Annotated in this window: 21 protein-coding genes; 3 read left to right on the forward strand and 18 right to left on the reverse strand. The window is 72.8% G+C overall.

Features of this window, described 5'->3' with window-relative positions:
• Positions 1–11: 11 nt before the first annotated feature.
• The 12 genes from coaBC to pyrR form a co-directional block, all read right to left on the reverse strand.
• Complete coding sequence (gene coaBC, locus KBX43_RS24545) at positions 12–1220, reverse strand: bifunctional phosphopantothenoylcysteine decarboxylase/phosphopantothenate--cysteine ligase CoaBC (RefSeq protein ID WP_210887315.1); 1209 nt, start codon at positions 1218–1220, stop codon at positions 12–14.
• Between the two features lie 14 nt (positions 1221–1234).
• Positions 1235–1501 (reverse strand): DNA-directed RNA polymerase subunit omega, encoded by a 267-nt coding sequence (gene rpoZ / locus KBX43_RS24550; RefSeq protein WP_013285517.1) that lies wholly within the window; start codon positions 1499–1501, stop codon positions 1235–1237.
• Positions 1502–1504: 3 nt separating this feature from the next.
• Complete coding sequence (locus tag KBX43_RS24555) at positions 1505–2056, reverse strand: guanylate kinase (RefSeq protein ID WP_210887318.1); 552 nt, start codon at positions 2054–2056, stop codon at positions 1505–1507.
• 25 nt (positions 2057–2081) lie between these two features.
• Positions 2082–2399 carry an integration host factor, actinobacterial type gene (gene mihF, locus KBX43_RS24560; RefSeq protein WP_013285515.1) on the reverse strand — a complete coding sequence of 106 codons (318 nt, stop codon included), beginning with the start codon at positions 2397–2399 and terminating at the stop codon, positions 2082–2084.
• A 175-nt stretch (positions 2400–2574) separates the two neighbouring features.
• The gene (pyrF, locus tag KBX43_RS24565; RefSeq protein WP_043324947.1) at positions 2575–3414 is read right to left on the reverse strand and encodes an orotidine-5'-phosphate decarboxylase; all 840 of its coding nucleotides are present in this window, start codon (positions 3412–3414) and stop codon (positions 2575–2577) included.
• A gap of 87 nt (positions 3415–3501) precedes the next feature.
• Positions 3502–4776: an adenosylmethionine--8-amino-7-oxononanoate transaminase gene (locus tag KBX43_RS24570; protein ID WP_210887321.1), complete on the reverse strand. Its 1275-nt coding sequence runs from the start codon at positions 4774–4776 to the stop codon at positions 3502–3504.
• Positions 4777–4908: 132 nt separating this feature from the next.
• Positions 4909–5922 carry a quinone-dependent dihydroorotate dehydrogenase gene (locus KBX43_RS24575; protein ID WP_043324949.1) on the reverse strand — a complete coding sequence of 338 codons (1014 nt, stop codon included), beginning with the start codon at positions 5920–5922 and terminating at the stop codon, positions 4909–4911.
• Positions 5923–6025: 103 nt separating this feature from the next.
• Positions 6026–9373 carry a carbamoyl-phosphate synthase large subunit gene (gene carB, locus KBX43_RS24580; RefSeq protein ID WP_210887324.1) on the reverse strand — a complete coding sequence of 1116 codons (3348 nt, stop codon included), beginning with the start codon at positions 9371–9373 and terminating at the stop codon, positions 6026–6028.
• The gene (carA, locus tag KBX43_RS24585) at positions 9366–10508 is read right to left on the reverse strand and encodes a glutamine-hydrolyzing carbamoyl-phosphate synthase small subunit (protein ID WP_210887328.1); all 1143 of its coding nucleotides are present in this window, start codon (positions 10506–10508) and stop codon (positions 9366–9368) included. The genes carB and carA overlap by 8 nt, the downstream gene beginning before the upstream one ends.
• Entirely contained in the window at positions 10505–11782 is a 1278-nt protein-coding gene (locus KBX43_RS24590) for a dihydroorotase (RefSeq protein ID WP_210887331.1), read from the reverse strand. The genes carA and KBX43_RS24590 overlap by 4 nt, the downstream gene beginning before the upstream one ends.
• Positions 11779–12705 carry an aspartate carbamoyltransferase catalytic subunit gene (locus KBX43_RS24595; RefSeq protein ID WP_030502502.1) on the reverse strand — a complete coding sequence of 309 codons (927 nt, stop codon included), beginning with the start codon at positions 12703–12705 and terminating at the stop codon, positions 11779–11781. The genes KBX43_RS24590 and KBX43_RS24595 overlap by 4 nt, the downstream gene beginning before the upstream one ends.
• Entirely contained in the window at positions 12702–13286 is a 585-nt protein-coding gene (gene pyrR / locus KBX43_RS24600; protein WP_043324953.1) for a bifunctional pyr operon transcriptional regulator/uracil phosphoribosyltransferase PyrR, read from the reverse strand. Before pyrR ends, KBX43_RS24595 begins: the two co-directional genes overlap by 4 nt.
• A 287-nt stretch (positions 13287–13573) precedes the next feature.
• On the opposite strand from pyrR, the gene KBX43_RS24605 reads away from it, so the two are divergent.
• On the forward strand, positions 13574–14062 hold the full coding sequence (locus KBX43_RS24605; RefSeq protein WP_013285505.1) for a transcriptional regulator: 489 nt from the start codon (positions 13574–13576) through the stop codon (positions 14060–14062).
• 63 nt (positions 14063–14125) lie between these two features.
• Here KBX43_RS24605 and nusB read toward each other — a convergent pair whose 3' ends face one another.
• The 4 genes from nusB to aroB are packed head-to-tail and all read right to left on the reverse strand — an operon-like array spanning position 14126 to position 16681.
• Entirely contained in the window at positions 14126–14536 is a 411-nt protein-coding gene (nusB, locus tag KBX43_RS24610) for a transcription antitermination factor NusB (RefSeq protein ID WP_174534511.1), read from the reverse strand.
• Between the two features lie 23 nt (positions 14537–14559).
• The gene (gene efp, locus KBX43_RS24615) at positions 14560–15117 is read right to left on the reverse strand and encodes an elongation factor P (protein WP_013285503.1); all 558 of its coding nucleotides are present in this window, start codon (positions 15115–15117) and stop codon (positions 14560–14562) included.
• A gap of 41 nt (positions 15118–15158) precedes the next feature.
• The gene (gene aroQ / locus KBX43_RS24620; protein WP_043324954.1) at positions 15159–15608 is read right to left on the reverse strand and encodes a type II 3-dehydroquinate dehydratase; all 450 of its coding nucleotides are present in this window, start codon (positions 15606–15608) and stop codon (positions 15159–15161) included.
• Positions 15605–16681, reverse strand: coding sequence for a 3-dehydroquinate synthase (gene aroB / locus KBX43_RS24625; protein ID WP_043324955.1), 1077 nt, complete (start codon positions 16679–16681; stop codon positions 15605–15607). The genes aroQ and aroB overlap by 4 nt, the downstream gene beginning before the upstream one ends.
• Before the next feature lie 92 nt (positions 16682–16773).
• Here aroB and KBX43_RS24630 point away from each other — a divergent pair, with 92 nt between their 5' ends.
• Together KBX43_RS24630 and KBX43_RS24635 are read left to right on the forward strand one after the other, a co-directional pair.
• On the forward strand, positions 16774–17316 hold the full coding sequence (locus KBX43_RS24630; RefSeq protein WP_043324956.1) for a DUF2243 domain-containing protein: 543 nt from the start codon (positions 16774–16776) through the stop codon (positions 17314–17316).
• The gene (locus KBX43_RS24635) at positions 17313–18101 is read left to right on the forward strand and encodes a cytochrome c oxidase assembly protein (protein ID WP_064448512.1); all 789 of its coding nucleotides are present in this window, start codon (positions 17313–17315) and stop codon (positions 18099–18101) included. Before KBX43_RS24630 ends, KBX43_RS24635 begins: the two co-directional genes overlap by 4 nt.
• A gap of 223 nt (positions 18102–18324) precedes the next feature.
• On the opposite strand, the gene KBX43_RS24640 is transcribed toward KBX43_RS24635, so the two are convergent.
• Both KBX43_RS24640 and aroC read right to left on the reverse strand, forming a co-directional pair.
• The gene (locus tag KBX43_RS24640; protein ID WP_043324958.1) at positions 18325–18834 is read right to left on the reverse strand and encodes a shikimate kinase; all 510 of its coding nucleotides are present in this window, start codon (positions 18832–18834) and stop codon (positions 18325–18327) included.
• 55 nt (positions 18835–18889) lie between these two features.
• Positions 18890–20068, reverse strand: a complete 1179-nt coding sequence (aroC, locus tag KBX43_RS24645; RefSeq protein ID WP_135239417.1) for a chorismate synthase — start codon at positions 20066–20068, stop codon at positions 18890–18892.
• Between the last annotated feature and the right edge of the window lie 132 nt (positions 20069–20200).

Raw genomic sequence — 20200 nt, forward strand, 5'->3', positions numbered from 1 at the left:
CCGACCAACCGTCAGGAACGTGACGGCAACCGCGGACAGACGAGGTCCCAGACGGCGTCGGCCAGGGCCTCCTTGGGCTGCTCGGCCAGCCGGTGCACGGCGCCGTCGGCGCCGATCACGGTGGCCGCGTTGGTGTCGGCGCCGAAGACCTTGTCCACGCCGACCTCGTTGACGACGATCATGTCGGCTCCCTTGCGGGCCAGTTTGGCCCGGCCGTTGGCCTCCGCGTCGTCGGTCTCCGCGGCGAAGATCACCAGCACCTGGCCGGGGCGGCGGACGCGACCCAGCTCGGCGGCGATGTCCGGGTTGGTGACCAGCTCGATGGTCGGCGCGACACCGTCGTCCGACTTCTTGATCTTCCCGGTGGCGTAGCTGGCCGGGCGGAAGTCGGCGGGCGCGGCGGCCATCACCACGGCGTCCGCGTCGGCGGTCGCCGCCAGCGTCGCCGTGCGCAGCTCCTCGGTGGTGCCCACCCGGACCAGGTCCACCCCGGCCGGATCGGGCAGCGCCACGTTCGCCGCGACCAGCGTCACCCGGGCGCCCCGGGCCACGGCGGCGCGGGCGAACGCGTACCCCTGCTTGCCGGAGGACCGGTTGCCCAGGAACCGGACCGGGTCCAGCGGCTCGCGGGTGCCCCCGGCGGTGACCACCACGTGCCGGCCGGCCAGGTCGGCCTCGGCCTCGACGCCGCGGGCCAGGGCCCGGCGGGCCACCGCGAAGATCTCCGCCGGGTCGGGCAGCCGGCCCTTGCCGGTGTCCCGCCCGGTGAGCCGCCCCACGGCCGGCTCGATCACCCGGACGCCGCGCGAGCGCAGCGTGGCCACGTTCGCCACGGTCGCCGGGTGCTCCCACATCTCGGTGTGCATGGCCGGCGCCAGCAGCACCGGGCAGCGCGCGGTCAGCAGCGTGTTGGTGAGCAGGTCGTCGGCGAGGCCGTGGGCGGCCTTGGCGAGCAGGTCAGCGGTGGCCGGGGCGACCACGACCAGGTCGGCGTGCTGCCCGAGCCGCACGTGCGGCACCTCGTGCACGTCGGACCAGACGTCGTCGGCCACCGGCTGGCCGGACAGGGCCGCCCAGGTCGACGCCCCGACGAAACGGAGCGCCGAGGCGGTCGGCACCACCCGGACCCGGTGACCCGACTCGGTGAAGAGCCGGAGCAGCTCACACGCCTTGTAGGCGGCGATGCCGCCGCCGACCCCGAGGACGATCTCGGCGGGCATCGGCGCGGGCGCGGTTACGGCTGGTCGGTCGGCTCAGCGGTGAGCAGGCCCGCGTTGATCTCGCGCATGGCGATGGAGAGCGGCTTCTCCTGCGGGGTGGTCTCCACCAGCGGGCCGACGTACTCCAGCAGGCCCTCACCGAGCTGGCTGTAGTAGGCGTTGACCTGACGGGCGCGCTTGGCGGCGAAGATGACCAGCGCGTACTTCGAGGTGGTCTTCTCGAGCAGCTCGTCGATCGGCGGGTTGGTGATGCCCTCGGGGTTGGTGGCGATGGATCCCACGAATTAAACCTCTGCGTCTCGTGCGCCGCCCGCGGGCGGTCGGGCCGGAGCCAGGAAGGACGAACCGAGCAATCCTACCAGCTCCGCCGCGGCGCGCTCGGTGTGGTCGTGTGCCACGGCGTGGGCGAAGAGGGCCGCGACGTCCGGGGCGGCCCGGTACGCCGGCGGCGCGAGCAGCACCAGCCGGGCGCCGGGCGCCGCCGCCCGTACCGCGAGCGCGCCGCCCAGGTCCAGCGGCAGCAGCACCGGCCGGCCCGCGGCGAGCCGCGCCCGTACCTCGGCCCGGGGCACCCCCCGGCGGTACGGCCCGATCCGGCACCACTCCAGCAGTTCCCCGGCGGCGATCAGCTGGTCGAAGGCGGGCGCGTCGAGGAAGACGCGGTCCACGCCGTCCCGCTCGTCGGGGCGCGGCGGCCGGGTGGTGGCGACCACCGGCACCCAGACAGACGCAAGGCGCGCCCGGACCGCCTCGACCACACTGCTCCGGCCGGCCCCGGAGGGACCGGACAGGACAGTGAGCCGAGCCGCCGAGCGCGCCTCGTCATCCGTGCTCACCGCTTGTTTCTACACGGCGGGCCGTTCAGTTCGCGGCGAACTCCCCGAGCAGAGCCTTGCGCTGCTGCTCGCCGAGGCCGCGCAGGCGACGGCTGTCCGCGATCTTGAGCTTCTCCATGATCTGGGTGGCCCGGATCTTGCCGATGCCCGGCATCGCCTGGAGCACGGCCGAAACCTTCAGCTTGCCCACGACGTCGTCGGACTCGGCCCGCTCGAGGACGGTGGCGAGGGTGGTCTTGCCCTGCTTGAGCTGCTCCTTCAGCTCAGCGCGGGCCTTGCGGATCTCCGCGGCCTTCTCCAGCGCGGCAGCGCGCTGTTCGGGGGTCAGTGACGGGAGCGGCACCAGTTCTCCTCAGGTCCCTAGTACGGCGGGCGGAGCGCCCCACCGCATCTGTGAAACGTGGTGTCGCTGGCAACCAAAGGGGTCCGTGGTTCCCAGCGCGGGGAAAACTAGCGGTCAACGGAGATTTCGGCAACGTGGGCGCGCGATGATCAACGGAAAGTGACCGAGCCGTCAGTCAGCCTACGGCGTCCAGGGCGCTCCGGCACTCGGCCAGCGCCCGCTCGGCGGCGGCGCGCAGAGCGTCCGGGTCCGGTCCCGCGCCGAGCACCTCCCGCGAGTACGACGGGAGCACCGACGGCAGCGCCGCGCCGAAGACGGTGCGCAACCCGGCGGGCGTGCCGCCCTGCGCGCCCAGGCCCGGAGCGAGCAGCGGACCGTTCACCGAGCCGAGGTCGTGACCGGTCTCGCCGACCGTCGCGCCGACCACCAAACCGAAGCTTCCGAGCGGCTCCGCACCCCGGTTGAGCTGGGAAATCTCGTCGATCACGGTCTGCGCGACGGTGCGCCCGTCGGCCCCGACGGCACGCTGCACGGAGGCGCCCTCCGGGTTCGAGGTGAGGGCCAGGACGAAGACCCCGCCACCGTGCTCGGCTGCGGTGGAGAACATCGGCGCGAGTGAACCTACTCCCAGGTAGGGGCTCGCGGTCACCGCATCGACATACATCGGGCTGGATGGATCGAGGTACGCCGACGCGTACGCGGCCACCGTCGAGCCGATGTCGCCGCGCTTCACGTCAAGCAGAACGAGCGCTCCCAGATCTCGCAACTGTCGGATAGTTGACTCAAGCACCCCGACGCCGCGCGAGCCGAAGCGCTCGAAGAACGCCGACTGCGGCTTGACCACGGCCACCCGGTCCCCGATCGCCTCCACCACGGTGCGGCAGAACCGGTCGAGTCCGTCGACGTCGTCGGTCAGCCCCCAGTCGGCCAGCAACCCGGGGTGCGGATCGATCCCCACGCACAGCGGCCCTCGCTCCGCCACGGCCCGGTGCAGTCGGGCGCCGAACGTCTCCATCGCGTCTCTCCTCTCCCCGCGGCCCCGGGCCGCCTGGGCGTGTCCGGCGACGGCCTTCCCGTCGCGCCCTGTCGAACTCGGCCGGGCTCAGCCGGCCTTCACCGCCGCGGTCACCCCGGCCGCGATCCGTGCCACGTCCGCGGCGTCGCAGACGTACGGCGGCATGGTGTAGACGAGATCCCGGAACGGGCGCAGCCACACTCCCTGCGCCACCGCGGCGGCGGTCGCCCGGGGCAGGTCCACCTCGTGGTCGAGCTGCACCACCCCGATCGCGCCGAGCACCCGTACGTCGGCCACGCCGGGCGCGCCGCGCAACGGCGCCAGGCCGGCCCGCAGGCCCTCGGCGATCCCCGCCACCCGGCCGGCCCAGTCCCCGGCCCGCAGAAGCTCCAGGGAGGCGTTGGCGACCGCGCAGGCGAGCGGGTTGCCCATGAACGTCGGTCCGTGCGCCAGCACCCCGTCGGCGGAGATCGCCCGTGCCACCTCGGGCGTGCAGAGCGCCGCGGCCAGCGTCAGGTACCCGCCGGTGAGCGCCTTGCCGACGCAGAGCACGTCCGGGGCCACACCGGCGTGCTCGGCGGCGAACATCCTCCCGGTCCGGCCGAAGCCGGTGGCGATCTCGTCGAAGACCAGCAGGATGCCGTGCTTCCGGGTCACCTCGCGCAGCACACGCAGATAGTGCGGGTGGTGGAACCGCATCCCGCCGGCGCCCTGGACCACCGGCTCGACGATCACCGCGGCCAGCTCGTCGGCGTGCCGCTCCACGGCGTCCACCAGAGCCGCCTCGTACGCCGGGTCGGGCGGCGCGTCGAAGCCGGACGGCGGCGCCGGCGCGAACACCTGCCGGGGCAGCACGTCGCCCCAGAGGTGGTGCATGCCGCCCTCCGGGTCGCAGACGCTCATCGGGTGGAACGTGTCACCGTGGTAGCCGCCCCGCCAGGTGCCCAGCCGGCGGCGCTGCGGGCGTCCCCGCGCCCGCTGGTACTGCAGGCACATCTTCACCGCGACCTCGACGCTCACCGAGCCGGAGTCGGCCAGGAAGACGTGTTCCAGGCCGTCCGGGGTCAGCTCGACGAGCGTGCGCGCCAGGCGTACCGCCGGCTCGTGGGTGAGCCCGCCGAACATCACGTGGCTCATCCGCCCGAGCTGGCCGGTCACCGCGGCGTCGAGCGCCGGGTGCCGGTAGCCATGGATCGCCGCCCACCACGACGACATGCCGTCGACCAGCTCCCGCCCGTCCGCCAGCCGCAGCCGCACCCCTTGCGCGCTGTCCACGACGTACGGCGCGCCGGCGGAGGGCATCGCGGCGTACGGATGCCACACGTGCCGCCGGTCCGCGTCCAGAATCTCCTCAGGCGTCACGTCTCCTCCTTCACCCCTCCCCGCCGCCCCCTCTCTTCCCCCGCGATCTTGCGGTTGCTGCCCCTGCCGCGCCCGGAATGAGGGGGTGTGCCGGGGCCGCGAGTGCAAGATCGCGAGGAAGAGAGGGGTGGGTCAGGGGTGGGTGGTCCGGGTTATGGCTCTCGTCAGGGCGGGGCCGCGGTAGATGAAGCCGGTGTAGAGCTGGACCAGGGACGCGCCGGCGTCGAACATGCGCGTCGCGTCGTCCGGGTCGAGGATGCCGCCCACGCCGATCACCGGCAGCCGCCCGCCGGTCTCCCGGTGCACGAAGGCGACCATCTCCCGGGCCCGCACGGTGAGCGGCCGGCCGGACAGGCCGCCCGTCTCCGCGCCGCGCGCCCGGTCGGCCGGGGCCAGCCCGTCCCGGGCGAGCGTGGTGTTGGTGGCGATGACCCCGGCGGCGCCCCGGTCGAGGCAGACCTCCAGCAGCTCGGCCACGGCCGGCTCGGTGAGATCTGGGGCGATCTTCACCAGCACCGGCTTCTCCCCCACCAGCGCGGCCAGCAGCGCGTCCAGGTGGGACCGGTCCTGAAGCGAGCGCAGCCCCGGGGTGTTCGGTGAGGACACGTTCACGGCGAAGTAGTCACCGTGTCCCTTGAGCGCCCGGTAGGAGTCGAGATAGTCCTCGACCGCCTGGTCCAGCGGGGTCACCTTGGACTTGCCGAGCGAGATGCCCAGCGGTACGCCGAGCGGGCGCGGCAACGCCGCCAGCCGGTCGGCGAGGGCCGCCGCGCCCGCGTTGTTGAAGCCCATCCGGTTGATCACCGCTTCGCTGTCGCGCAGCCGGAACAGCCGGGGCCGGGGATTGCCCGGCTGGGCGTGCGCGGTCACGGTGCCGACCTCGACGAAGCCGAAGCCGAGCGCCGGCCAGGCGGGCAACGCGAGTCCGTTCTTGTCCATCCCGGCGGCCAGCCCGACCGGGTTGGGGAAGCGCACCCCGAACACGGTGCGCGGCGCGGACCGGAAGTACGCCCGTCGCAGCGCCGCGAGAACGGCCGGCTGCCGCGACACCGCCGCGAGCCGTTCCAGGGTCCACTCGTGCGCCCCCTCGGCGTCCCCGCCCGCGAGCGAGAACAGCCGGGGCCGCACCACCTTCTCGAAGATCACGCCCCGACCCCCCGCCCGCTCTCCCCGTTGATCATGAGGTTGACGGCGGATTTGGAGATCCACATCGCCGCCAACCTCATGATCGGCGCGGTCAGGCGCGGGGTCACTCGCCCGCCCGGAGGGCGGCGTGCAGGTCCTGCAGGGGGCGGACCTTCAGGTCGCCTCGGATTCGGGCCTCGATGCCCATGACCGCGGCTGCGGCGCCGGGGACCGTGGTGACGCAGGGGATGTCGACGCTCACCGCGGCGCTGCGGATCTCGTACCCGTCCGAGCGGGCGCTCGCGCCGGAGCCCTGCGGCGTGTTCACCACCAGCGCCACGTCCCCGCCGAGGATCAGCGAGACCGCGTCCGCACCCTCACCCGACTCGTAGTGCTTGCGGATCTGCTCGCAGGCGATGCCGTGCCGGCGCAGCACCTCGGCCGTGCCGGTGGTGGCCACGATCTCGAAGCCCAGGTCGGCCAGGCGCTTGATCGGGAAGATCATGCCGCGCTTGTCCCGGTTGGCGACCGAGACGAAGATCTTCCCGGCGGTGGGCAGCGAGCCGTACGCGGCAGCCTGCGACTTGGCGAACGCCTGCCCGAAGCCGGTGTCGATGCCCATCACCTCGCCGGTGGACTTCATCTCCGGGCCGAGCAGCACGTCGATGCCCTTGCCGGAGGGGGTGCGGAACCGCTTGAACGGCAGCACCGCCTCCTTGACCGCGATCGGCGCGTCGGCCGGCATGGTGCCGCCGTCGCCGGTGGGCGGCAGCATCCCCTCGGCGCGCAGCTGCGCGATGGTGGCGCCGAGCGCGATCCGGGCCGCCGCCTTGGCCAGCGGCACCGCCGTGGCCTTCGAGACGAACGGCACGGTACGGGAGGCGCGCGGGTTGGCCTCCAGCACGTAGAGCATGTCGCCCTGCAGCGCGTACTGGACGTTGAGCAGGCCGCGCACCCCGACGCCGCGGGCGATCTCCTCGGTGTAGCGGCGCACCTGGGCCAGGTGCGAGCCGGCCAGGGTGATCGGCGGCAGCGCGCAGGACGAGTCGCCGGAGTGGATGCCGGCCTCCTCGATGTGCTCCATCACGCCGCCCAGGTAGACGTCGCCGTCGGCGTCCACGAGCGCATCCACGTCGATCTCGATGGCGTCGTCCAGGAACCGGTCCACCAGCACCGGGCGGTCCGGCGAGATGGCGGTGGCCCGGCCGATGTAGTCGCGCAGCGTGGCGTCGTCGTACACGATCTCCATGCCGCGCCCGCCGAGCACGTACGAGGGACGGACCAGCACCGGGTACCCGATCTCGTCGGCGATCGCCTTCGCCTCGTCGTACGAGGTGGCCATGCCGTGCGCGGGCGCGCGCAGCCCGGCCCGGGACAGCACCGCGCCGAACGCGCCGCGCTCCTCGGCCAGGTGGATCGACTCCGGGGACGTCCCGACGATCGGCACCCCGGCGTTCTTGAGCCGCTGGGCCAGGCCGAGCGGCGTCTGCCCGCCGAGCTGGACGATCACCCCGATCACGCCGGGGCCGCCGGCGGCCTTGCCGGAGGAGTCCTCGGCGTGCCAGACCTCCAGCACGTCCTCGAACGTCAGCGGCTCGAAGTAGAGCCGGTCGGCGGTGTCGTAGTCGGTGGAGACGGTCTCCGGGTTGCAGTTGACCATCACCGTCTCGTAGTCCACGGCCCGGAGCGCCTGGACCGCGTGCACGCACGAGTAGTCGAACTCGATGCCCTGACCGATCCGGTTCGGCCCGGAGCCCAGGATCAGCACCTTCGGCCGCGCCGAGGGCGCCACCTCGGTCTCCGAGTCGTAGGTCGAGTAGTGGTACGGCGTGGTCGCCTCGAACTCGGCCGCGCAGGTGTCCACCGTCTTGTAGACCGGCCGTACGCCGAGCCGGTGGCGCAGCGTGCGGACGCCGTCCTCGGCGGCCAGCTCGGGACGCAGCGCGGCGAGCTGCCGGTCGGACAGGCCGGCGCGCTTGGCCCGGCGCAGCAGACCGGCGTCGAGCACCGGCGCGGCCACGATCTCGGCGCGCAGCTCGACCAGCGAGGCGATCTGGTCCAGGAACCACGGGTCCATGCCGCCGGACGCCTCGGACACCTCGGCGATCGACGCGCCCAGGCGCAGCGCCCGCTCGACGGTGTAGAGCCGGCCGTCGTGCGGCGTCCGCAGCGCCGCGAGGGTGTTCTCCAACGTGGCGCCGTCCGGGTCCGGAGTGGTCCAGAAACCCGACGCCTTGGTTTCCATCGAGCGCATCGCCTTGTTCAGCGCCTCGGTGAAGTTGCGGCCCAGGCTCATCGCCTCGCCCACCGACTTCATGGTGGTGGTCAGCTCCGGGTCGGCGCCGGGGAACTTCTCGAACGCGAACCGGGGGATCTTCACCACCACGTAGTCGAGCGTCGGCTCGAACGCGGCAGGCGTCTTGAGCGTGATGTCGTTCGGGATCTCGTCCAGCGTGTAGCCGATGGCCAGCTTCGCGGCGATCTTCGCGATCGGGAAGCCGGTGGCCTTCGACGCCAGCGCCGAGGAACGCGACACCCGGGGGTTCATCTCGATCACGACGATCCGGCCGTCGGCCGGGTTGACCGCGAACTGGATGTTGCAGCCGCCGGTGTCCACCCCGACCTCGCGCAGCACCGCGATGCCGAGGTCACGCAGCCGCTGGTACTCCCGGTCGGTGAGCGTCATCGACGGCGCGACGGTGACGCTGTCGCCGGTGTGCACGCCCATCGGGTCGACGTTCTCGATCGAGCAGACCACCACCACGTTGTCGTGGCGGTCGCGCATCAGTTCGAGCTCGTACTCCTTCCAGCCGAGCACGCTCTCCTCGATGAGCACCTCGTGCACCGGGCTGGCCGCGAGGCCCGAACCGGCGATGCGCTCCAGGTCCTCGTCGGTGTGCGCCATGCCGGAACCGAGGCCGCCCATGGTGAACGACGGCCGGATGACCACCGGCAGGCCCAGTTCGGCGACCGTCTCGCGGACCGCGTCCATCGAGTGGCAGACCCGCGAGCGCGGCACCAGCGCGGACGGATCGTCCAGGCCCAGCCGTACGCCGGCCTTCGCGACGATCTCCTTGAACAGCTGCCGGTCCTCGCCCCGGTTGATCGCCTCGATGTTCGCGCCGATCAGCTCGACGCCGTACTTCTCCAGCACGCCCGCCTCGTGCAGCGCGACGGCGGTGTTCAGCGCGGTCTGCCCGCCGAGCGTCGGCAGCAGCGCGTCGGGGCGCTCCTTGGCGATGACCAGCTCGACGAACTCCGGGGTGATCGGCTCGACGTACGTGGCGTCGGCGAACTCCGGGTCCGTCATGATCGTCGCCGGGTTGGAGTTGACCAGGCTGACCCGGATCCCCTCGCTGCGCAGCACCCGGCAGGCCTGGGTGCCGGAGTAGTCGAACTCGCAGGCCTGTCCGATCACGATCGGCCCGGAGCCGATCACCAGGACGTGCTTGAGGTCGGTCCGCTTAGGCATTCTTGCGCCCCTCGATCAGCTCTGCGAAACGGTCGAAGAGGTAGTCCGCGTCGTGCGGGCCGGCCGCCGCCTCCGGGTGGTACTGGACGGTGAAAGCGGGGATGTCGACGCCCCGCAGCCCCTCGACCACGTTGTCATTGAGGCAGACGTGTGACACCTGGACACCGCCGAACTCGGTCTGGATCACCTGATCCGGCACCACCGCGCCGTCCCCGGCGCCCGGCACCTGCACCGCGAAGCCGTGGTTGTGGCTGGTCACCTCGACCTTGCCGGTGGCCCGGTCGAGCACCGGCTGGTTGATGCCGCGGTGGCCGTACCCCAGCTTGTAGGTGCCGAAGCCGAGCGCCCGGCCGAGGATCTGGCTGCCGAAGCAGATGCCGAACAGCGGGATCCGCCGGGCCAGCACCTCCCGGGCCAGCGCCACCGGACCGTCGGCGGTCGCCGGGTCGCCCGGGCCGGGCGAGAAGAAGACCGCGTCCGCGCCGGTGGCGAGCAGGTCCTCGATCGTCGACCCGGCGGGCAGCACGTGGGTGGTGACGCCGCGGGCGGCGAGCCGGCGCGGCACGTTGCGCTTGATGCCCAGGTCCACCGCGGCCACCGTGAACCGGCGCTCGCCCTCCGCCTCGACCACGTACGGCTTGGCGGTGGTCACCTCGTCGGACAGGTTCGCGCCGACCATCTGCGGCGAACGGCGCACCCGCTCCAGCAGCGCGGCCGGGTCGTCCTCGACGCTGGAGATGCCGACCCGCATCGCGCCGCGCTCGCGCAGGTGCCGGGTCAGCGCCCGGGTGTCCACCCCGCTGATGCCGACGACGCCCTCGGCGGCGAGCCGGTCCTCCAGCCCGCCGTCGGCGCGCCAGTTGGAGCTGATCCGGGCCGGGTCACGCACCACGTACCCGGCTACCCAGATCCGGTCGGACTCGTCGTCCTCACCGTTGACGCCGGTGTTGCCGATGTGCGGCGCGGTCTGCACCACCACCTGCCGGTGGTACGAGGGGTCGGTGAGCGTCTCCTGGTAGCCGGTCATGCCGGTGTTGAAGACCGCCTCGCCGAAGGTCTCCCCGACGCTGCCGTACGCCTCGCCGTGGAACGTGCGCCCGTCCTCGAGGACGAGAATCGCAGGACGTCTCTTCACTTAACTGCCTTTCCGTCCAGGACCGTCGGCTCGCCGCGCAGGAAGGTCGCCACGATGCGACCCGGCAGCGTCATGCGGGCGTACGGGGTGTTACGACTACGGCTGGCCAGCTCCGCCGGTTCGATGACGCGGCGGGCGGCGGGGTCGACAAGGGTCAGGTTGGCCGGCACGCCGGGCGCCGGGTCGACGCCGTGCCCGGTCAGCCCGGCGATGCGGGCCGGCGTGCGGGACATCCGCTCGGCGATCAGGTCCCAGCGGGGGCCGAACACGTCGAGCGCGATGGACAGGGCGGTCTCCAGGCCGAGCATGCCCGGCCGGGCGTACGCCCACTCGCACTCCTTGTCCTCCACGGCGTGCGGGGCGTGGTCGGTGGCGATGATGTCGATCACGCCCTCGGCCAGCGCCTCCCGCAGCGCGGCGATGTCCGCGGCGGTGCGCAGCGGCGGGTTGACCTTGAAGACCGGGTCGTAGCTCTCCGCCTTGGCGTCGGTCAGCAGCAGGTGGTGCGGCGTCACCTCGGCGGTGACCCGTACCCCGCGCGCCTTGGCCTGGCGCAGCACCTCGACGCTGCCGGCGGTGGAGACGTGGCAGACGTGCAGGCGGCTGCCGACGTGCTCGGCCAGCAGCACGTCCCGGGCGATGATCGCCTCCTCGGCGACGGCCGGCCAGCCGGTCAGGCCGAGGCGGGTGGACACCTCGCCCTCGTGCATCTGCGCGCCCTCGGTGAGCCGGGGCTCCTCGGCGTGCTGGGCGATCACGCCGTCGAACGCCTTGACGTACTCCAGGGCCCGGCGCATCAGCCGCGGGTCGGCCACGCAGTGCCCGTCGTCGGAGAAGATCCGCACCCCGGCGGCGGAGTCGGCCATCGCGCCCAGCTCGGCCAGGCGCTCGCCGGCCAGCCCGACGGTGACCGCGCCGATCGGCTGCACGTCGACCAGGCCGGCCTCCCGGCCGAGCCGCCACACCTGCTCGACCACGCCGGCGGTGTCGGCGACCGGCGAGGTGTTCGCCATCGCGCACACCGCGGTGTAGCCGCCGAGCGCCGCGGCCCGGGAACCGGACTCGACGGTCTCGGCGTCCTCTCGGCCGGGCTCGCGCAGGTGGGTGTGCAGGTCGACCAGGCCGGGCAGCGCGACCAGGCCGGTCGCGTCGACGACCGTGGCGTCGCCGGCGGCGAGGCCGTCGCCGACGGCGGCCACCACGCCGTCGCGGATGAGCAGGTCGGTCGGCTCGCCGCCGACCACACTGACGTTAGTGATGAGGTACGCGGTCACCGGTTGTTCCCTCCGAGCAGCAGGTAGAGCACGGCCATCCGCACGGAGACCCCGTTGGCGACCTGTTCGACGATGGTGGAGCGGGGCGAGTCGGCCACCTCGGGCGTGATCTCCATGCCCCGGTTCATCGGCCCGGGGTGCATGACGATCGCGTGCTCGGGCAGCCGGCGCATGCGCGGCCCGTCGAGCCCGTAGCGGCGGGCGTACTCGCGGGCCGACGGGAAGTAGGAGTCACCCATCCGTTCGCGCTGCACCCGCAGCATCATCACCACGTCCACATCTGGGAGAACGGCGTCGAGGTCGTAACAGACGTCGGTGCCGGGGGCCAGGGCGGCGGCGATGTCGACCGGGATGAGCGTGGGCGGGCCGATCAGGGTGACCTTCGCGCCGAGCGTGGACAGCAGCAGCACGTTGGAGCGGGCCACCCGGGAGTGCAGCACGTCGCCGACGATCGCCACGTGCAGGCCGTCGAGCCGGCCCAGCCGGGACCGCATCGTGTACGCGTCGAGCAGCGCCTGGGTGGGGTGCTCGTGGGTGCCGTCACCGGCGTTGACCACCGACCCGTCGACCCACTCGGCCAGCCGGTGCGGCGCGCCCGAGGCGGGGTGCCGGACGACCACCGCGTCCGCGCCCATCGCCTGGAGCGTCAGCGCCGTGTCCTTCAGGCTCTCCCCCTTGGCCACGCTGGAACCCTTGGCAGAGAAGTTGATCACGTCGGCGCTGAGCCGCTTGGCGGCCGCCTCGAACGAGATCCGGGTCCGGGTGGAGTCCTCGTAGAAGAGGTTGACCACGGTGCGCCCGCGCAGCGCGGGCAGCTTCTTGACCTCGCGCCCGGCCACCGTCGCCATCTCCGCGGCGGTGTCCAGGACCAGGGTGGCGGTGGCGGCGTCCAGGTCGGCGCCGGAGAGCAGGTGCCGGATCATGCGGGAGAGCCTCCGTACAGCCGTACCTCGTCGGCGCCGTCGGTCTCGGCGAGGGTGACCTTCACGTTCTCGGCCAGCGCGGTGGGGATGTTCTTGCCGACGTAGTCGGCGCGGATCGGGAGCTGACGGTGACCGCGGTCGACCAGGACGGCGAGTTGCACCGAGGCCGGGCGGCCGACGTCGCTGAGCGCGTCGAGCGCGGCCCGCACGGTGCGGCCGGAGAACAGCACGTCGTCGACGAGGATCACCCGCTTGCCGTCGATCCCGCCGGACGGCAGGTCGGTCGGGCCGACCGCGCGGGTGGCGTGCCGGCGCAGGTCGTCGCGGTAGAGCGTGATGTCGAGCACGCCGACCGGGACGGTGACGTCCTCGAACGTGCTGATCCGGTCCGCGAGGCGGCGGGACAGCGGCACACCGCGGGTGGGGATGCCGAGCAGCACGGTGTCGGCGGCGCCCTGGGTCTTCTCCAGGATCTGGTGGGCGATGCGGTCGACCACCCGCGACACGTCCGCAGCGGCGAGGATCACCTTCACCGAGGGTTGTCGCGGCGGTGACGAATGGGCAGCCGGTGGGTAGGCCACGGCGGACCTCCTTCCCCGCCTCACGGGACGGGTCGTTAAAGGACGTCTGGGTCGGCTCCGGGGGCCCGCGCGGGGCCCGGACCGGGGCTTCACGCCACGTTACCAGCGGTCACCGGGCCGCCCGCCGCCGGTACTGACCTGCTGGTCAGCCCGGAGAAATGGGGACAAGCCACACGAGCGTCCTAGACGTCGTGGACAGCAACACTTGACCGCGTGTCGCAATCCCCGTACCGTCACGCTCCGTAGCGATAGCTGGGAGAACCCCGAGCAGCACTGGGAGTGTCCGAATGCCCTCTGAATACGCCAAGTCGCTGGGCGCCCGCCTGCGCTCCATCCGCCAGCAGCAGGGCCTGTCCCTGCAGGGGGTGGAGGAGAAGTCGAACGGGCGGTGGAAGGCCGTGGTGGTCGGCTCGTACGAGCGCGGCGACCGCGCCGTCACCGTGTCCCGCCTGGCGGAACTGGCCGACTTCTACCGCGTTCCCGTCTCGGAGCTGCTGCCCGACGGCAGCGGGGTGCGTCACGAGCCCACCAGCAAGATCGTGCTGGACCTGGAGCGGCTCTACGACGAGGCCTCCGAGGACCTGGCCTACGTCGCCCGCTACGCGCGCGCCATCCAGCAGCAGCGCGGCGACTACAACGGCCGGGTGCTCTCCATCCGCGCCGACGACCTGCGCGCCCTCGCGATCGTCTACGACGCCTCACCGTCGGGGCTGATCGAGCGGCTGACCGAGCACGGCGTGCTGGTCGCCGACCCGCGGGCGTTCTTCGCGTCCTGACATCACGTACGAGAAGGGCCCGTGCCGGACGGCACGGGCCCTTTCGTCGTCGGAGCGTGGGGCTCAGCGGGAGGCGTACTCGGCGATCCGGCCGAGGATGCCGTTGAGGAACCGGGGCGAGTCGTCCGTCGACATCTGCCGGGCCAGCTCCACCGCCTCGCTGATCGCCACCGCGTCGTCGATCTCGTCGACGTAGAGCAGCTCGTACACGGCGATCCGGGCCAGGTTGCGGTCGACCACCGGCATCCGGTCCAGCGTCCACCCCTCGGCGTAGCTGGCGATCGTCTCGTCGATCCGGTCGAGGTGCGCCGCCACGCCCTCGACCAGCCCGACCGCGTAGCCGAGGTGGTCGGGGCGCGGCTGCTCGATCCGCTCCAGGTAGCCGGCGAGCACCTCGACCGGCGGGCGGTCCCGCAGGTCGGCCTCGAAGAGCACGTCCAGCGCCCGCTTGCGCGCCTTGCGACGCGCGGGCATCTGCTGCTTGGGACCCTCGGCCATCAGGCTCGGCCGAGGTAACGGCCGTCGCGGGTGTCGACCTTGATCTTCTCACCGGTGGTGATGAACAGCGGCACCTGCACTGTGGCGCCGGTCTCGACGGTGGCCGGCTTGTTGCCGCCGGTCGACCGGTCGCCCTGCAGGCCCGGCTCGGTGTAGGTGACCTCGAGCACGACCGAGGTCGGCAGCTCGATGTACAGCGGCACGCTCTCGTGGGTGGCGACGGTCGCCTCGGCCTCGGGGAGGAGGTAGTTGGCGGCCTCGCCGACGGTGCCGCCGGGGACGGTGATCTGGTCGAACGTCTCCAGATCCATGAAGACGTAGTCCTCGCCGTCGGCGTACAGGTACTGCATGGTGCGCTTGTCCACGGTCGCGGTCTCGACCTTGGTGCCCGCGTTGAAGGTCTTGTCGACCACCTTGCCGGACAGCACGTTCTTCAGCGTGGTGCGCACGAAGGCACCACCCTTACCGGGCTTGACGTGCTGGAACTCGACGACGGCCCACAGCTCGCCGTCCAGGTTGAGTACCAGGCCGTTCTTCAGGTCGTTGGTGGTGGCCATTTCCTGCCTTGATCATCAATTGGCGGACAGACCGTCCAAGTCTACTCGCCCTGTCGAATCGGACTCGCACGCTGAGCCAGATGCTGCAGCGCCAGCCGGTAGCCGTCCACGCCCAGCCCGCAGATCACCCCGGTCGCCACCGCCGAGACCACCGAGTGGCGCCGGAACTCCTCCCGGGCGTGGATGTTGGAGATGTGCACCTCGACCAGCGGGCCGCGCAGCATGGCGCAGGCGTCCCGCACCGCTACCGAGTAGTGCGTCCAGGCCGCCGGGTTGAGCACCACCGCCGCCTCCTCGTCGGCCGCCGCGTGCAGCCAGGCCAGCATCTCGTGCTCGGCGTCGGTCTGCCGGACCACCACGTCCAGCCCCAGCTCCCGGCCGTGCCGCTCGCAGTCGGCCACCAGCTGGGCGTAGCTGGTCACCCCGTACACGTCGACCTGGCGGGTGCCGAGCCGGCCCAGGTTCGGCCCGTTGAGCACGTACACCCTCATGAGCTGATCTCCGCGTACGCGGCGGCGAGCAGGTCGTCCGGCGGCGCCTCCAGGATCGCCGGGCGGGCGATCCCGTCGAGCACCACGAACCGCAGCCGGCTGCCCCGGGCCTTCTTGTCCACCCGCATCGCGGCCAGCAGTTCCGGCCAGGCGTCGGCCCGGTAGCCGGTGGGCAGGTCGAGCGCGGTCAGCACCCGGCGGTGCCGCTCGGCGTCGGCCGCGTCGAGCCGGCCGGCGAGCCGCGCGAGAGTGGCCGCGTAGACCAGGCCGACCGACACCGCGTGACCGTGCCGCCAGCGGTACCCCTCCACCTTCTCGATCGCGTGGGCGAGGGTGTGCCCGTAGTTGAGCACCTCGCGTACCCCGGATTCGCGCAGGTCCCCGGCGACCACGTCGGCCTTCACGCGGACCGCGCGCTCGACCAGTTCCCGCAGCACCGGCCCGGCCGGGTCGAGCGCGGCGGCCGGGTCCCGCTCGACCAGGTCGAGGATCACCGGGTCGGCGATGAACCCGCACTTGACCACCTCGGCCATGCCGGCGGCCAGGTCGGCCGGGGGCAGGCTGTCCAGCGTCGCCAGGTCGGCCAGCACGCCGGCCGGCGGGTGGAACGCGCCGACCAGGTTCTTGCCGGCGGCGGTGTTGATGCCGGTCTTGCCGCCCACCGCGGCGTCGACCATGCCGAGCAGCGACGTGGCGACCGGCACCCAGCGCACGCCGCGCAGCCAGGTCGCGGCGACGAAACCGGCCAGGTCGGTGACCGCGCCGCCGCCCACCCCGACCACCGCGTCGGTACGGGTGAACCCGGCGTCGCCGAGCCGCTCCCAGCAGGCCGCCGCCACGTCGACGTGCTTGCCCGCCTCGGCGTCCGGCACCTCGATCAGCAGCGGCGTCACGCCGCCCTCGCGGACCGCGTCGGCGAGCCGGTCGGCGAGCGCCTTGAGCGGCGGCGCGTGCAGGAAGGCCACCCGCTCGGCGCCCGCCAGCAGCACCGGCGGCGGGTCCAGCAGGTCACGTCCCACCAGCACGTCGTACGGCCGCTCGCCGCCGACCGGGATCCGGGTCACCTCGTCCATCGCGGGCAGCCTAGTCCAGCGCGCCGCCCCCGCGCGGCCGTTGTCCACTGGCTGGGTGTTTGTCCGGCCACATCGCGGGTAGGGCGGCCGGAATGAGTGAGACGACGGCACACGCGACCCGACCGGAGTCCGCGACGAGCATCCGGCTGCCCGCCACGATCCTCGGCGTCGGGCTCGGCGGCTTCGTCGACGGCATCGTCCTGCACCAGGTCCTGCAGTGGCACCACATGCTCAGCAGCACCGGCAGCGACCGGATCGGCGTGCGCGAGTACCCGGTGGACACCGTGCCCGGCTTGCAGATGAACACGCTCTGGGACGGCCTGTTCCACGTGGTCACCTGGGTGGCGGTGCTGACCGGCCTGGCCCTGCTCTACTCCCGGGTCACACACTCGCGGGGCCGGCTGTGGCGCTCGCCGATGCTGTGGGGCTGGGCGCTGATCGGCTGGGGCCTGTTCAACCTGGTCGAGGGCGTCGTCGACCACCACCTGCTCGGCATCCACCACGTCCGCGGCGGCCCGAACCAGCTCTGGTGGGACCTCGGGTTCCTCGCGCTCGGCGTGGTGCTGATCGCAGTCGGCTGGACGATCCAGCGCCGGGCCCGCGCGGTGGACCTCTGCGCGCCGGAGCGCCGGTGAGCCTGGCTCACGCCGGGCACGCCGACGGCGGCTTCCCGGCGATCGCGCTGATCCCGGCGGCGCTGTTCTGGGCGTACCTGGCCGCCGCGCTGCGGCTGCGGGACCCGGGCGGGCCCGGCTGGCCGCACGCCCGGACGGCGAGCTTCGGGCTGGGCGCGCTGCTGCTGGCAGGCGGGCTGGCGTGGCCGGCCGGCGACTTCGTCGGGCACATGTGGCAGCACCTGCTGATCGGCATGCTCGCGCCGCTGGCGCTGGTGCTCGGCGCCCCGGTCACGCTGCTGCTGCGCACGCTGGACCGGCGTACCGGCCGGGCCCTGGTCCATCTGCTGCGGCATCCGACAGCACGGGTGCTCGGCCACCCGGTGACCGGCCTGCTGCTCACCGCGGGCGGGCTGTGGCTGCTCTACCTCACCCCGCTGTACCGGGCCACGCTGGACAGCCCGGCCCTGCACACGCTGGTGAACGTGCACTTCCTGCTCAGCGGCTGCCTGTTCGCCTGGTCGATCGCCGGTCCCGACCCGGGCCCGCACCGCCCGCGCGTACCGGTGCGGCTGGTGGTGATCGGGTTCGGGGTGGCCGCGCACGCCACCATCGCCCAGCTGCTCTACGCCGGGCTGTTCGTGGACGTGCCGGCGACCGCCGCCGAGCTGCGGGCCGGGGCCACGCTCATGTACTACCTGGGTGACCTGGCCGAGATCGCGCTGGCGCTGGCGCTGCTCGCCACCTGGCGACCGGAGCGGAGCCCTCGCCGCAGGGCGGCCGGGGCCGTTGCGGCAAATGCCTGACCGGCCCGTCCCGACACGTTTCCCACGCACCCATGGCGTTCCACCCACCGACGCCATCGACGCCGACTGGAACGCCACGGGTGCCATAACGCTCGGGAGACACCCACGGCGTTCCACCCACCAACGTCATCCACGCCGGGTGGAACGTCATGGGTGCCACGACACCCCGGAGACACCCACCGCGTTCCACCGAGGGCGGGAGCCGGGCGCGGCAGTGCGGGTGTCAGGGCTTGAGCAGCGCGGCGATCTCCGCGGCCAACTCCTCCGGCGTACGCCCGTCCGTCACCACGGTCGCGGTTGCCACCTCGGCGTAGAGCGGGCGGCGCTGGTCCATCAGGTGCTTGAGCGTGGCGCGCGGGTTCAGCGCGAGCAACGGACGCCCGGCGCCCAGACCGACCCGCTTGACCGCGTCGGGCAGCTCCACCGACAGGTGAACCACCGTGTGACCGATCAGCGCAGCCCGGTTCTCCTCGGCCAGGACCGCGCCGCCGCCGATCGCGAGCACGCCCGCGTGCGACGCGAGCGCCGCCGCCACGGCGGCCCGTTCGAGGGTACGGAAGTGCTCCTCCCCCTCGTCCACGAAGATCTCCGGAATGGGCTTGCCGGCGAGGTTCTCGATGTCGGCGTCGGTGTCCCGGAAGTCGACGCCGAGCGCCTCGGCCAGCGCCGTGCCGACAGTGGTCTTGCCGGCACCGGGCGCACCGACCAGCACGCAGATCGGCCGGGTGCTCATCGTTGCCACCTCTCGTTCGCGACTGCGGGACTCCGCTGCGCTGCGTTCCTCGCGCTCACCGGATCACCAAGCTGTCGAGGTAACCGGTCAGGTTGCGGCGCATCTCGGCGACCGAGTCGCCGCCGAACTTCTCCACCGCCGCCTCGGCCAGCACCAGCGCGACCATCGCCTCGGCCACCACCGCAGCCGCCGGCACCGCGCACACGTCGGAGCGCTGGTTGATCGCGGTGGCCGGCTCGCCCGTGGTCACGTCGATCGTGGCCAGGGCCCGGTTCAGCGACGAGATGGGCTTCATGGCCGCCTTCACCCGCAGCGGCTCACCGGTGGTGATGCCACCCTCCAGGCCACCGGCCCGGTCGGTGATCCGCCGCACGCCGGTGGCGGTGGGCACGATCTCGTCGTGCGCCTCCGAGCCGCGCGAGCGGGCCTGCTGCCAGCCGTCGCCGATCTCCACGCCCTTGATCGCCTGGATCGACATGAGCGCGGTGGCGAGGCGCGCGTCGAGCTTGCGGTCCCACTGCACGTGGCTGCCCAGGCCCGGCGGCACCCCGTACGCGAGCACCTCGACCACGCCACCGAGCGTGTCGGCGGCCTTCTTCGCGGCGTCGACCTCGGCGACCATCCGGGCGCTGGCCTCGGCGTCGAGGCAGCGCAGCGGGTCGGCGTCGATGCGGGCGGCGTCCTCCGGGGTGGGCCGCAGGCCCGGCTTGACCGCCACCGGGCCCAGCTCGACCACGTGGGAGACGATCTCGACGCCGAGCGCCTGACGCACCAGCGCCTTGGCAACGGTGCCCACCGCGACCCGGGCGGCGGTCTCCCGGGCGCTGGCGCGCTCCAGGATCGGCCGGGCGTCGGTGTGCCCGTACTTCTGCATGCCGGCCAGGTCGGCGTGACCCGGGCGGGGACGGGTCAGCGGCGCGTTGCGGGCCTGGCTCGCCAGCTCCTCCGGGTCGACCGGGTCGGCGGCCATCACGGTGCGCCACTTGGGCCACTCGGAGTTGCCGACCCGGATCGCGACCGGGCTGCCGAGCGTCACGCCGTGCCGGAGCCCGCCGATGATCTCGACCTCGTCCTGCTCGAACGACATCCGGGCACCCCGGCCGTAGCCGAGCCGGCGCCGGGCCAGCTCGCCGGAGATCTCCCCGGTGGTCACCTCGATGCCGGCGGGTACGCCCTCCAGCATCGCGACGAGGGCGGGTCCGTGCGATTCACCTGCAGTCAGCCAGCGCAACACGACGGTCAGTGTGTCACGCCCGGTGGTCACCGGCGTACGCCGCCCGCCGCATCCCGCCCACCGGACAGGCCGCCTCCGCGCCGATCTGCCGCCTCGTGGGGCGAGGCGTTAACAAGGGCCCTTCCTCTACCG

This window comes from Micromonospora sp. C41 (assembly GCF_018070485.1).
Classification (GTDB): Bacteria; Actinomycetota; Actinomycetes; order Mycobacteriales; family Micromonosporaceae; genus Micromonospora; species Micromonospora chalcea.